This is a genomic window from Bifidobacterium saimiriisciurei (assembly GCF_010667655.1).
GTDB lineage: Bacteria > Actinomycetota > Actinomycetes > Actinomycetales > Bifidobacteriaceae > Galliscardovia > Galliscardovia saimiriisciurei.
Window position 1 is genome coordinate 40,355 of sequence record NZ_WHZU01000007.1, and the last position, 13,774, is coordinate 54,128.

Consider the following 13,774-nt stretch of genomic DNA (forward strand, 5'->3'; position numbering starts at 1 on the left):
GAAAGAGGTTGAATTTGGCCGACGTCCGTCAGGAGATGGAAAGGCTCAGGCCGGTCTATGAGACCGGGGTGCTGCGTCTGCTTCTGCGCCAGCACTCCATGATGTACGTGGCGCTGCTCCGCGCGGCGTTCGAACCGCTCACCGGTGAGCTGCCTCGTGAGATCCTCGAAGACCGCTTCGCACAGGGGCTGTCGGGGCTCATCGAAACCGGCGAATACACGCTGAGGGACGACCAGACGCTTTCCGACGCCGCCCATCAGATACTCGTCGAGCTCACCCGTGAAGGCGACGGCGACTACGCCTGGCTGGCGAACTCGCTCGACATCGTCTCGCACCGGTTCCTGTACAGGCTCACGGCCAGGGCGCACCGGGCCATCGACGCGCTCTCCCGCCTGGAGGACGACACCCAGGTGCTTTCCGGGGCCCAGGCGAACTCCATCATCATGGAGGTCGAGCATGCCCGCATGCGGCTGACCGCCGATCCGAAGAAACGAGTCGAGCTGCTCAACGCGGAGATAGAGGAACGCCGAAGGGAAATCGAGCAGATCGAGCACGGCGGATCCGATGAGACCCTTTCGCAGGACCAGGTGGCGGACATCATCGGCGTGCTGCACAACACGCTGCGCGGCGTACCCGTCGACCTCAAGGAACTGGCGCTGTCCGAACGGGACAACGGCGACGCCCTGCGCCGGCGCATGCAGGCCGGCGCCATGTCGGTCGAAGACATACTCTCCCTGTATCACGACGACTACCGCAAGTCGTTCCGTGAATCGGACAGCGGCCGCCGGTTCGCCGATGCATTCCAGGTCATCGTGACCGAAGAGGGACGCCACCAGATCGACGACGCCATACGAGACATCGCGCGGACCCCGTATCTGGCCGGCGACTCCGCCGTGCTGCTCAACCAGATCAAGGCCGAACTCTCCCTCATCTACGACGGCATCGAGGACGTGAGACGTCAGATGAGGCTTTCGGACGAAGCCGTCAGCAGGCTGGTGCGCCAACAGACCGATACGAGATACCGCACCATGCTCGGCACCTTGAACCGCCTCTTCGCCAAGCTCAACGCCGAGGCGAAGGCCCGCCCCGACGACACGAACCAGCCCTATGACACCAACGTCGCCACGGTCCGCCTGGGACGTCTCCCATTGCGGCCGGCACGGCCATTGACCTATACGTCGCCGCCCGGCCTCGACGACTCCTCCGACACCATGCCGCAGCATATCGAAGCCCCCGATCTGCAGGCCATGGTCGAGGTCGGCGGCCCACGGCTCCGCCGCATGGTGGAGCTCATCTGCCGAAACCCGGTCATGCGGGGCGAATACGTGGACATGGCGGCAAGCTTCAACCTCCTGCCGGCCGACGAGCGAAGGGAAAGCGAGCTCGTGGGATTCCTCGGAGGCCTGCAGACCAGTACCGGCCCCCGGGTGACATGGCACTGCATATCGCTGTCCGGCGGGGAGCGGCAATGGCATACGCGGCCGCTGCTGGCCGACATGAAGACCCTGGACGACATCGTGGAGGAAGGATGAACATGGCACGGAACGGAAACGACATGGGCGGCGCCCCCAAGGATGTCCCTGCGGACGATGCCACGGCCGGCGATGCCAAGTCCGATGAGTTCATGGCGACGATGAACCCCCATGCATTGTTCGAAGGAGACACCGGCGACATGTGCGCCGACGCGCGTATCGCGGCCATCGCGCTCAAACGCGACCGCTATATCACCGGCGACCTCTACGACCTGGTGCTCGACAACCGCGAGGATGTCGTGCGCTCGCTGAACAACGACATGCTCGAGCTCGTCGTGAACCGGCATTACCACATCATGTACGCCACTCCGGTGAGCGAATCCGACGTGTCCATGCGCGCACTCAAGACCCGTGCCAGCCTCACCCGCGAGGAGGCCGCCACACTCGCATACCTGCGCATACGCGTGCTCGAATACGAGAACACCCGCACGGAGCCGGACGGATGGATCGTCGGCTTCGAGGAGATCCGCAACGCGCTGACCACCGGGGCCGGCTACCTGGCCTCGCGCAACGACGAGGAGGGCGTGCTGAAGAAGATAGCCGCCACGGTTTCGGCCCTGACCACCTACGGGTACCTGTCCAGGAACGACGACGATGAACGCATGTACACGATCACTCCACTGGTGCCCGTGGTGCTGGACCGGCGCCTCGCCGAGACATGGCTGGGCGCGGACGTCGAGACGCAGGACGAGACGTCGGAGCACGACTCCGCGCCGGATGCGGACGAAAGCGCCGCCATGCACGACGACGCCATGGACGTCGGAGCCATCGTCGAAGACGGTTCCGCGGATATCGAGGAGGGACGATGAAGGACGAGATGGCGATCATCGCCGACCGATGGATGCTGACAAGCCGGCAGCTCGTCAACTGGGGCTCATACGACGGATACCATGAGTTCAGGCCATCGACCGACTCGGGGGAACCGGTGACGTTGCTCGCCGGAGCCAGCGAATCAGGCAAATCCACGCTCGTCGACGCACAGATATCGCTGCTGTACCCCACGGGAACGCCATACAACAAGGCCTCGAACGCCGGCCGTTCCGAACGCAACGACTACACGTACCTGCGCGGCATGCTCGGCATGAGCAACGACGGCACGGGCGACGTGCCCATCTACCTGCGGGGCCGCGACGACGACGGCATGCCCCAGTCGGTCTGGGGCGCCATCGTCGACACCTATGAGAACCGCACAGGGGGAGAGATCCTCTCCTGCGCGAAGTTCCTCTACCTCTCCCCGGGCGACGGCAGGGGGGACGTACGACGGCAGTACGTCGTATGGGACCGCAAGATGGACCCGAGGATGATGGATGCGTTCCGCGACGCACCGTTCACGCCAACCGCGTTGAAATCCACATACCCCGGATGCCTGCAGTTCTCGAACGCCGACGCCTTCCACGCGCACATCTGGCGCACACTGGGACTGAGCGAATCCGCATGCCGCCTGCTGTACAAGATCCAGTCGGCCGATGCGCCGTCAAGGCTCGACGACATCTTCAAGCAGGGCGTCCTCGGCGTGCCGGAGGCGTTGGGTCTGGCACGCAGCACCGTGGAGGACTACGACCGATACGACGAAAACTTCCGCAGCATGGAGGAGAAGGCCAGGAGGGTGGCCCGTCTGCGCGGCATCCAGCAGGCCTACGGCGAATACGCGAACGTGCTGCGGCGGTCCCGCGCCTTCGAACCGGTCGATCCCACAGGCGAGAGCGGACGCAGAACCCTGGAACACTGGGTCATCGGACGGCTGACGGAAGAGGTGGCCGCGCAGCTGCCGGACGACGAGCATGAGGCCGAACTGCAGCGACGCGAAACGGAACGACTGCAACGGCATGCGGATTCACTGCAGCATCGCATCGTCGATATCAGCGCTCGAATGCAGGGAGTCGATGGTGGCGGACGAATCCGCCTGGAAACGGAACTCGACCAGGCCGGGCGCGACCTCGACGACGCGCGACGGCAGCGGGAACGCATGGAAACGCAGTTCCGCGGACTCGATGAGACCATGCCCGCAGACTCCTCGGCATGGGACGCCCGACGACGGACCGCGCTCGCCTTCGAACAGACGTACGAAGACGAACTCGCCGAATGCGAACGCCTTCGCGACGAGGCGGTCGGCGACCGTTCCGAAGCCGCCACCGACCTCGCTCGCCTGCGCAAGGACCATGAACGCCAGAGCAGGCGCAGGACACGCATCACCCAGGCCATGGACGACGCGAGGGCCCTGCTTGCCCGTGCCACGGGCCTGGGCGTGGACGAACTGCCATACGTCGCCGAACTCATGGACGTGCGCGAGGATTGCGAACGCTGGCGAGCCGCCATGAACGTCGCATACGCCCCCATCGCGCAGACCATCCTCGTCGACAAGCGCCATGAGCGGGGATTCGCCGAAAAGGTCAGCGCCATAGACCCGACGACGATGATCCGACGCACATGGCGGTTCGTCGACACCTCCCGTGAATACGACACCGGCTCCAATGCCGGGTGGATGTCGGACAAGCTCCGATATCGGGAGGACTCCCCGTTCGTCGGCTGGCTCAAGGAGCAGACGGGCTCCGAACGGTTCGACGCCCGATGCGTCGACGTCATCGACGATGGCGACGGGGACCGTCAGGTGCAGACGGACGGGCAGATGAAATCCGGCGACCGCGGCTACCACGGCACCAAGGGGCTTCATCCCGTCATCGGATTCGCCGACGACTCGTATCTGGAACGGCTCGCCCAATCGGTGAACGACGCCAAGGCACGCCTCCAACAGGCGGACGCGGCCTATGCCGAACAGAAACGACGCATCGACAGACTGCACAAGGAACACGGCCTTGCCGAACAACTCGACTACACGCCATGGGAAAAGGTCGATGCCGACGGCATCAGGCGCCGCATCGACGAGCTGAAGGATGTGGCCGCCCGACGCGACGACCAGGAGCCCGACGGGCTCGCCGCCATGCGCGACGAGATTGAAGCCGAACTGGCGCAGGAGAACCAGAAACTCTACCAGGCGAAGACCCGATACGAGTCGCTGCAGCGTGCCACGGCGGCCATCCGCCGATGGCTCGAAACGCATGACGACCCAGACCATGAGGGGCATGACGGACCGCAACTGCCCGAACCGGTCGTTGAACTGCTGGACTCGGCATACGAGGACAACTTCGCCGGCGTGGTGAACCGCGCCGACCGCCCCCACATCATCGTCGGGGCCGGTTCCGCCACGCGCGGCGACGCATTCGAACGGCATGTGGTGGAGCGGGTAAGCGAGGCCGTCAGGAAAAGAATCGCCGCACTCGCCGAAACCGCCGGAACGCGACGGACCGAAACGGAGACCCGCATGGCCACGTATCTCGACCTGTATGCGGGGGACGACGGCTCCCTGACCGCGAGCGTGGAGGACTACAAGTACTATCTGGACGAACTGACCGACCTCGAACGGCTGACGGCCTCCGCCGCCACCGAGGAGGAGTACGCCAACAGCCTCGACAAGCTGCTCATGAACTTCACGCAGATCAACCGTGCACTCGACACCGACGCGAACGACATCGCCGACCAGCTGGACCGCATCAACGCCATGCTGCGCGGACAGAAGTTCGGCCCGCGACACGGCAGCCTGTCCATCGGCGCCGATGTGAGACGCCCCGAACGCTCGTTCACCGCCCGTCTGAAGCGCACCATCGCCGCGCTCGGCGAATGGCATGCGGAGGCGGAGCGCTCGTCGGACCGCATGGCCGTCGCCAGGAAGACGTTCGCCTCATGCACCGGATTGGTCGAAGCGCTCCGCCGCGAGCTCGAACAGGTCCGCGATGCCAACGGCATCAAGAACTACGGCGCCCGCAACCTCGACCCGCGTTGCCGATCCTCGTTCTATGCGACAGTGAGGCATGCGGACATCCCCGACGAGCGAATCACCTCGACCGGCGGCAAATCCGGCGGCGCCCTGCAGGAGCTTACTTCGTTCGTCTACGGCGCCGCACTCATCTACCTGCTGGGAGGCGACGTTTCCGGACGCCCCACCTACACCACGCTGTTTCTCGACGAGGCTCTCATCAAGGCCGACGGCCGTTATACGCAGCGAGCGCTTTCGGTGCTGCCGCGCCTCGGATTCCAGGTCATCGTGTCGGCGCCGGAAAGCAAGACCGCGGAGATTCTCGAGATCGCCACGAAGGCCTATGTCGCCTACAGGGATCCGGGGACCGGCCGTTCCTATCTGCAGGAGGCGACCCTGACGGCGGCCGACGCCGAATGACGATCGCGGCCGCCGCAGACGCGGCCGCATACAACACGACACATGTCTGCCGATGATGTCGGCGGATGACACGGAAAGCGAGGATGAAGACATGCCGACGATGCGCGACGATGGCTCCCGTTCGGAATGGTATGGCATGGACGCCGACCGGGTGTGGGGCGTCTATGCCGCACGCACACGGAGGATCCGGGCCGGACACATCGCGATACTGCTGATGGTCGCGGTCGTGTATTACATGCTGATGGCGTCGATGGAGTCGGCGGGCCTGTTCTACCTGACGATCGTCATGTTCGTCATCGTGACCTGGCTCGTCACCGTCTCATGCCGTCGATGCCTCGCCCGTGCGTTCGCCGCCCTGGCGCCCATCGTCGTTCAGGATTGCGACGTGGACAAATACCGTGCGGTGCTTGACCGGTATGCACGGCACGACAGGCTCAATCTCTCCGCCGACCGTCTCGCCGTGGAATACGCGCGATGCGACTATCTCGACGACGAGCCGCGCAGGGCCGTGGACCGTCTGGGGGCCCTGCATGTTTCGGGCGACGGCAACCTGCGGATCATGATGCTCAACATCGGCGCGATCGCATGCCACATGATGGGCGACTACCGCCGGCGCGATGCCGCGGTGGAGCAGCTGCGAGGCATCGTCTCCCGCCGGCGTCCGGGCTCCGTCGAGCGGATGATGCTCGAGGGGCTGCTCCATGACATGGGCGTCTGGTTCCGTCCGGCATCCTCGTGGACCCACGCCGACGCCGACTACATCGCGCATCGCATGGAGGAGGAGCCCAGCCACCACGGCCGGGTCGGATGGCAGATCCAACTGGCCGAATACGAGGTGCTCCACGGTGACGTGGAACGTGCCCGGAACCTGCTCGAAGACCCTACTCTGCGGCCGATGACGCCGCGCAGCCTGCATGAGGGGGACCGGGTCTGGCAGCTGATGATGAGCCGCCAATGGTGAGCCGTAAAGGGTAAAGAACAAGCCCGTTGCCACCGGTCGAATCCAATCGGCGGCAACGGGCATAACACGCTGCCTACTGGCGAAAAGCTAGTCCTCTTCGTGCCAGTGGGGATCCTGCTCGAACGTACGGCCCTCGGGGTTGTCCATGGCGGCGATGTCGCGCATATCCTGTTCGTCGAGTTCGAAACCGGTGAGATCGAGATTGGCGCGCTGACGACCGCGGTCCATCGACTTCGGGATGGCCACGTCTCCGAGCTGCAGATGCCAGCGCAGAATCGCGGCGACGGGGGAGACGTCATGCTTGCGTGCAATGCGGACGATTGTCGGGTCCTTGAGCATCTGGTTGGCGCGGCCCAACGGGCTCCACGCCTCGGTGATGATGCCGTGCGCCTCGTCATATGCGCGCTGCTCGTTCTGCTGGAAGAACGGATGAAGCTCGACCTGGTTGACCGCCGGTGTCACGCCGGTCGCGCGGATGAGCAGGTCGATATGGCCGGGCAGGAAATTGCTCACGCCGATATGCTTCACGATGCCCTGCTCCTGCGCGTCGACAAGCGCCTGCCACGCCTCCACGAACTGGCCCTGCGACGGGTTCGGCCAATGGATGAGATACAGGTCGATGTAGTCAAGCCCCATGCGGGCCACCGACTCCTCTATGGTGGTGCGCGCCTGATCGTACTGATGATGACGTCCGGGAAGCTTCGAGGTGACGATGATGTCCTCCCTCGGCACCTCGGATTCGCGGATGGCCTTGCCCACCACACCCTCGTTCTCATAATTGAACGCGGAATCGATCAGACGGTATCCGACCTCAAGCGCCGACGCGACGGCCGCGACCCCGGCGAACCCGTTCACCTTATAGGTGCCGAATCCGATGGCCGGAAGTTCCAGGCCGTCATGCGCCTTGCGGGTCGGAATCTCGGGAGGTTCAAGCAATGCCATGGCAGGCTCCTTTGCAATGGTTTCGGTTCTCAAGCCCAACTCTACTCTGCGACCATCGGCGTCGGCCCTCAGCGAATCGTCGGATTCGCTACAGCGCGAAGGACAGTTCGTCACGCAACGCCTTCCGGTTCGGATACTGTTCGACGATGCGGCGGGCGAGCCCCCGCATCTCCTCCTCCCCGAATACCTCGCGGTAGCGCCGCAGCTGCTTCGCCACCTGACGGTACTTGGTGCGATGCGCGTCCATGCCACGACGTCCCGTGCCCGGAACGACCACATTCGCATCCAGCGCGCCTGTGGGCAACGCGTCATAGATCACCTGACGGGCCTCCTGAGGATGATCGATCGCCATGGTCTTCAGCAAAGGCAGCGGAGGATAGTCGATGGTCACGCAATAGGTGAGCGCCGCATCGGACAACCGCTCATCCACGATGAGCCGCTCATACGCCGGGTTGCGCCAGCTGCTGCGCCGCTCCGGTCCGATGGCGTCCCACGGTATTTCGGGCTGCGTGCGAATGCGCTCCGCGATGTTCCTCGCACATTCACGAGCCAAAGACCGTGCTGCCTCGCTCCACTGCTCGTCGTCTGCCCCACCCAGTCGAATCAGGCGCCGTAATCTGCCCACATACGTCGCATCCGCCCTGTCGTTGCCATTGACGATGACGAACCGGTAGACGACGGCAAGCGCGTCCGCATCGTCCATACCCTCCGCGCAGCATTCCAGCAGCGAATGCCAGCCATGCGGCAGCAATCCCTGCAGAAGACCGTTGTGCACGATCTGCCTGTCGGCATCAATCTGGTCCATGCATTGGTCAAGATGCCCGGACACAAGACGATACGCCTCCCGGAACCGTCGCTGCCGTATCAGGACGACGGCATGCATCAGCAGCAAGGGACCAGACGAAGGACGCGTGCCCCACAGTTCCCGACACCCTTCCTCGTCGCCGGCCAACCGACGCAGATCATAGGCCACCATCAGCACATACCGGTACAACACATGTCGAGGAGCGACGAGCATGTCATGCGACAGTTCGTCGTCATGCGATGGGCCGAAGCGTTCAAGGGCCGTATCAATCACGTCATAAGCCCACATCGTCCTGTCCTCGTATCGGGCGAACGCGCAGGCGCTCGCCAACAGCATCGCCGCGTTCGCCGGATCGTAGAACTGTATCTCCGGCTCATACGCGACCTTCGCAATGTGCCCGAGCGCGATGCCCGCCGTCGCGGAATCCGCGTATGCGGCCACGTTCTCCATATAGCAGCGAATCCGATCGGCGAGCTGGTCGTTCTCATTGGACAGCTCGTGATAATCGTCGTCCACGGAATTCGTGAACGCGGCCAGCGCCTGCATGCATAGGGCAAGGTTGAGACAGGCATCGTCGTAGTCCGTGGAATGCAGGGCATTATCGACCACCGTACGCAGACCGGAAAGCGCCCCGTCATACGCGCCTTGTCGATGCGTCTCGCCGGATGCGGGCCATGACGGCGGCTCCGTGCCTTCGCCAAGACCGCCGGGGCCATGATCGTGGTCGCTGAGATTATGGCGGCGATGATACTCGTCCATGGGACCAAGAATCATGCGTCCGGCCTCCTTGGCGGGAATAAGCGGCTCCTCCGCTCCGGAGCGAAGTCGCTCGGCCTGTCGCAGGCACTCGGTGGACCAGAAGAACAGAACATCACGGCCATCCGACTGCCGCACACGTTCGTCGATGCGACGGCATATGCCGTCGAGGATGTATTTCGGCACAGTGGTTTTGCGGTTGCGGTCGGCGATCTCGTCATCCGGCGTCGTGGGGCGGCGTCCGTCGCCTTCCAGCCGTGCGCGAAGCGCGTACAATACGGCGCCCACGTGCTTGCAGTACGGGGTCCGATGATAGAGGCATGTGCATGCGGCGGACATCACATGCCGTTCGCACGGATGAGACGTATCGTTCCCGGTGCCTCCGCCATCAAGGCGGATGTCCACGTCGTAGGGCGTCTCCTCGCTGCCGGCCACATGTGCATGGAACAGCGCTGGGGCGATCTCCTCCACCGGGCCCACATGGTCATCCTCCCAATAGCCGAGGGCGCGTTCGAGGATGTGCGGCGCATCGTCGAACATGGTCTCGAATTCATACAGCAGCGGCTTCGATGGAACTGTCATGATTCGAGTGTAATCACGGAACCGTATCATGGGGGCCATGAGTGACATGAGAGACACCGACGTGCTGACGGTGGCGGTGGCGCAGTTCACCGTGGGGCCGGAACCGGACGCCAACTTGGTCGCGATACGCGGCTATGCGCGGCAGGCGGCCGACGAAGGAGCGCGGCTGCTGGCCCTGCCCGAAGGGCTCATCGCACGCAACGGCGGCGATGGAGCGTTCGTGGCCAATCGCGCGCAGCCGTTGGACGGGCCGTTCGTAACGGGGCTGCGCCGTATCAGTCGGGAGACCGGCGTCACGCTCATGGGCACCGTGCATGAACGTCCGTCGGCCGGAAACGCTTCAGGCACCGTCGTTGAACCTGATGAGGCGACCGCAGGCCGGACACACGGAACGGGGGATGATTCCCGAGTCGCCAACACGTTCCTCGTCGTCCGGAACGGCGACATCATCGCCACCTACCGCAAACTTCACCTGTACGATGCATTCGCCGAAAAGGAATCCGACACCGTGCTGCCCGGCGACGCATTGCCGCCAGTCGTCGACGTCGACGGCTGGAAGATCGGCGTCATGACCTGCTACGACGTACGTTTTCCCGAAACCGCGCGTTCGCTGGCGGTGCGCGGCGCGGACGCCATCGTGGTCAGCGCGGCATGGGTGCGCGGAGCGTTGAAGGAGAGGCATTGGGCGTTGATGGCCGCCGCCCGCGCGGTGGAGAACACCTGCTATGTATTGGCGTGCAGTGAGGTGAGCGGGCAGAACATCGGTCTGAGCCGAGTCGTCGACCCGTTGGGCGAGGTGCTCGCAAACGCCGGCGCGCAGCCGGGCATGATCACGGCAAAACTGGACAAAGGCGTGCTGGCCTCGGTCCGGCAGAGTCTGCCCGTATTGGCCAACCGTCGTTTCGGAGACCCGACGCTGCGTTAGATGCCGGCACCGACCGGGCGCATCAGCCGAACAGCACCAGATACACGCTAATGTCCGTCGACGGCGTCTCGGCAAGATAGGAGCGGATCTCATCCTCGGCGACGTTGCGGGCCTGGTCCTTCGGATACCCGTAGATGCCGCTGGAGATCAGCGGGAAGGCGATGCTTGCGCAATGCAGCTTGTCCGCAAGCTTCAGCGAATTTCGATAGCAGTCGCGCAGCAGGCGTTCCTCGTCATGATCGCCGCCATGCCAGATGGGACCCGCCGTATGGATGACGTAATGCGACGGCAGATCGAAGCCGGTGGTGGCGATGGCCTGGCCGGTGGCGATGGGGGAGAGGCGATCGCAGGCCCGTTGGAGCTTTTCCGCCCCCGCCGCGTGGAAGATCGCGCCGCAGACCCCTCCTCCCATACGCAGCCGGGTATTGGCCGCATTGACGATGGCATCGACCTGCATGGTGGTGATGTCCTGATGGACCGTGGCGAACGACATAACCGCTCCTTTGCAATCATTGCATCGGCATGTTCGAAAAAGCTGATGGGTTGGCGATGGGAAGACGAAATGAATGACGGAATGGACGGTGGATAGCGAACAGGCCCCTGAACGGGGCCTGTGATTTGAATCAGAAAGCGAAGTCGTCCGGATCGGAACCGTTGCGCTTGCCGGTGTTCAATGCGCTGACGGCGGCCATGTCGTCGTCGGTGAGCGTGAAATCGAACACCTCGAGGTTCTGCCTGATGCGTTCGGCATGCGTGGACTTCGGCAGTACGACCACGCCGCGCTGAATATGCCAGCGGATCACCACCTGTGCCGGTGACTTGCCGTATTTCGCTCCGATCTCGGCCAATGCGGGGTCGCCGAGCAGGCTGCCTCCCGTGCCGCCGAGCGGGCTCCATGCCTCTGCGACGATGCCCTTCGCCTGCACCGCGTCGATGAGTGGCTGGTTGGGGAACTGCGGCGAGGACTCGATCTGGTCGGCCGCCGGCGTCACGTCGCTGTTCGCCAGCAGGTCGTTGAGATGATGCTCGTGGAAGTTGCTCACGCCGATGGCCTTCGCTCGGCCGGATGCGTAGATCTCCTGCATGTCGTCCCACGCCTGCTGCCAGCCGTCCGCCGGCCAGTGGATGAGATACAGGTCGACGTAGTCCAGTCCAAGCCGGTCGAGGCTCTCCTGGAACGCGTCCTTTGCGCGATGGGCGCGGATATCGTCGTTCCACAGCTTCGTGGTGAGGAAGATGTCCTCCCGCGGAACGCCGGAGCGGCGGATGCCCTCGCCCACCGAAGTCTCGTTGCGGTAGATCATGGCCGTGTCGATATGCCGGTATCCGGCCTCCAGCGCGGCCTGCACCGCATTCACCGTGGTGTCGCCGTCCGGCGTCTGGAACACTCCCAGACCGACCTGGGGGATGACCGTGCCGTTGTTCAGGGTGATGGTGGATTGAATTGCCATGGGTGCCTCGCTGTCCATGAATCAGGGCCATAGGTAGGCGCATGAATGAATCCCGATTCCCATTGTATGCGGCGTATGCGGGTATTCATGGGAATTGTGCGTCCGGCGTCTGGATATTGTCGGGGATTTCCATGGAAAATAACAAGACGACATGATGTCCAGTGATTGTTGCGCCGATGAACGGCGCCATGGCCCTCGAAGGCTCCTCAGTTTATGGTTCGTGGTGCAATGGAGGCGTGAACGGGATGAAAAGGAAAACGGGTGGGATGGCCGGTTCGCGCCGTATTGCGATCTGCCGGTTCGGTGTGATTCTTCTGAAGGTGTTCTGGTGGACCGTGCTTATCGGCGGTGCCGCGTTCGTCGTGTCGGCGTTCCTTGCCCTGCCCTCCCGATGGGTGCCCTGGGTTTCCGCGCTGGCGGTGTTCGCGCTGGTGGAATCCATCGTCTTCTGGATCGGCATCATCGCCGTCTATCTCACCTCCGTGCAGCTGGGGTTGAAGATTCGCGTCATCGGCATCCTGTGCGGATGGATACCGATTGTGAATCTGGTCGCATTGCGGCTGATCATCCGCACCGTCGAGCGCGAGGTGCGGTTCGAATCGGAAAAGGACGCGTTCGATAGACGCCGGGCGCCTGCCGGAATCTGCAAGACCCGGTACCCGGTCCTGCTGGTGCACGGCGTGTTCTTCCGCGACACCAAGGCATTGAATTACTGGGGGCGGATACCGGACGAGCTGGAACGCAACGGCGCGCGGATCTTCTACGGCGAGCACCAGTCGGCATCGTCGGTCGCGGACAGTGCCTCCGAACTCACCGAACGCATACGACGGATCGTGGAGCAGACCGGCTGCGGGAAGGTCAATGTCATCGCCCATTCCAAGGGCGGGCTCGACATGCGCTACGCCATCGCGCGATGCGGCGCCGGCCGATGGGTTGCGTCATTGACCACCATCAACACGCCGCATCGGGGATGCGGCTTCGCCGACTACCTGCTGTCGCATATCCCCGTCTCCGCCCAGCGCAAGGTCGAGGTCGCCTACAATACCGCGGCGGCCCGTCTGGGCGACAAGGCCCCGGACTTCATGGCCGCCGTGCATGACCTCACGCAGGAGGGATGCGCCCGCATCAACGGGCAGATCGGCCTCGAACCGTTCCCCGGCATACGTTGCCAGAGCGTGGGTTCGAGGCTCGCCCATGCGACGACCGGAAAATTCCCGCTGAACTTCACGTATCCGCTGGTCAAGTGGTTCGACGGCCCAAACGACGGACTGGTATCCAAGCCGTCGTTCCCGTGGGGGGAGCGGTTCATCTGGCTGGAGCCGAATGGCAGACGTGGCATCTCGCATGCCGACATGATCGACCTCAACCGCGAGAACATCGAAGGATTCGATGTGCGCGAGTTCTATGTGGGCATCGTCGCCGAGCTCAAGAAGGCGGGACTGTGACCACTCGCCGATGCCTTCCCTCGCGGACGGAGATCTTCGGGAGCATGGCTTTCCCGCGAAAAATGAATAAGCCATGGACGAATCCTTAACGCGATGAAAACGTTTGACTGCTAGCATTTCAAATAGGTTTTGTCAATAAGAGAG

The 13,774-nt window shown here is 63.6% G+C and carries 10 protein-coding genes; 6 read left to right on the forward strand and 4 right to left on the reverse strand.

All coding sequences use genetic code 11. The features are described from left to right. Window positions 1-14 precede the first annotated feature (14 nt). The 4 genes from GFD18_RS05455 to GFD18_RS05470 all read left to right on the forward strand — a co-directional run bounded on the left by GFD18_RS05455 (window position 15) and on the right by GFD18_RS05470 (window position 6,724). Window positions 15-1,532, forward strand: a complete 1,518-nt coding sequence (locus GFD18_RS05455; RefSeq protein ID WP_191997331.1) for a DUF3375 family protein — start codon at window positions 15-17, stop codon at window positions 1,530-1,532. Window positions 1,533-1,555: 23 nt separating this feature from the next. Beyond that, window positions 1,556-2,341, forward strand: a complete 786-nt coding sequence (locus GFD18_RS05460) for a DUF4194 domain-containing protein (protein WP_404801613.1) — start codon at window positions 1,556-1,558, stop codon at window positions 2,339-2,341. Continuing rightward, a complete protein-coding gene (locus GFD18_RS05465; RefSeq protein WP_163200438.1) occupies window positions 2,338-5,763 on the forward strand; it encodes an ATP-binding protein in 3,426 nt (1,141 codons plus the stop codon). The genes GFD18_RS05460 and GFD18_RS05465 overlap by 4 nt, the downstream gene beginning before the upstream one ends. 91 nt (window positions 5,764-5,854) lie before the next feature. After that, a complete protein-coding gene (locus tag GFD18_RS05470; RefSeq protein WP_163200437.1) occupies window positions 5,855-6,724 on the forward strand; it encodes a hypothetical protein in 870 nt (289 codons plus the stop codon). Between the two features lie 87 nt (window positions 6,725-6,811). Here GFD18_RS05470 and GFD18_RS05475 read toward each other — a convergent pair whose 3' ends face one another. Continuing rightward, window positions 6,812-7,660: an aldo/keto reductase gene (locus tag GFD18_RS05475; protein ID WP_163200473.1), complete on the reverse strand. Its 849-nt coding sequence runs from the start codon at window positions 7,658-7,660 to the stop codon at window positions 6,812-6,814. 94 nt (window positions 7,661-7,754) lie between these two features. Beyond that, complete coding sequence (locus tag GFD18_RS05480; RefSeq protein WP_163200436.1) at window positions 7,755-9,809, reverse strand: SWIM zinc finger family protein; 2,055 nt, start codon at window positions 9,807-9,809, stop codon at window positions 7,755-7,757. 46 nt (window positions 9,810-9,855) lie between these two features. Between GFD18_RS05480 and GFD18_RS05485 the strand changes: the two genes are divergently transcribed. Continuing rightward, window positions 9,856-10,734: a carbon-nitrogen hydrolase family protein gene (locus GFD18_RS05485; protein ID WP_163200472.1), complete on the forward strand. Its 879-nt coding sequence runs from the start codon at window positions 9,856-9,858 to the stop codon at window positions 10,732-10,734. Window positions 10,735-10,756: 22 nt separating this feature from the next. Here the strand turns inward: GFD18_RS05485 and GFD18_RS05490 are convergent, their stop codons facing one another. Together GFD18_RS05490 and GFD18_RS05495 are read right to left on the reverse strand one after the other, a co-directional pair. Next, window positions 10,757-11,227 (reverse strand): macro domain-containing protein, encoded by a 471-nt coding sequence (locus GFD18_RS05490; protein ID WP_163200435.1) that lies wholly within the window; start codon window positions 11,225-11,227, stop codon window positions 10,757-10,759. A 130-nt stretch (window positions 11,228-11,357) separates the two neighbouring features. Next, complete coding sequence (locus GFD18_RS05495) at window positions 11,358-12,185, reverse strand: aldo/keto reductase (RefSeq protein ID WP_163200434.1); 828 nt, start codon at window positions 12,183-12,185, stop codon at window positions 11,358-11,360. Window positions 12,186-12,451: 266 nt separating this feature from the next. Between GFD18_RS05495 and GFD18_RS05500 the strand changes: the two genes are divergently transcribed. Beyond that, the gene (locus tag GFD18_RS05500) at window positions 12,452-13,630 is read left to right on the forward strand and encodes an esterase/lipase family protein (RefSeq protein ID WP_225432912.1); all 1,179 of its coding nucleotides are present in this window, start codon (window positions 12,452-12,454) and stop codon (window positions 13,628-13,630) included. The last annotated feature ends 144 nt before the right edge of the window (window positions 13,631-13,774 follow it).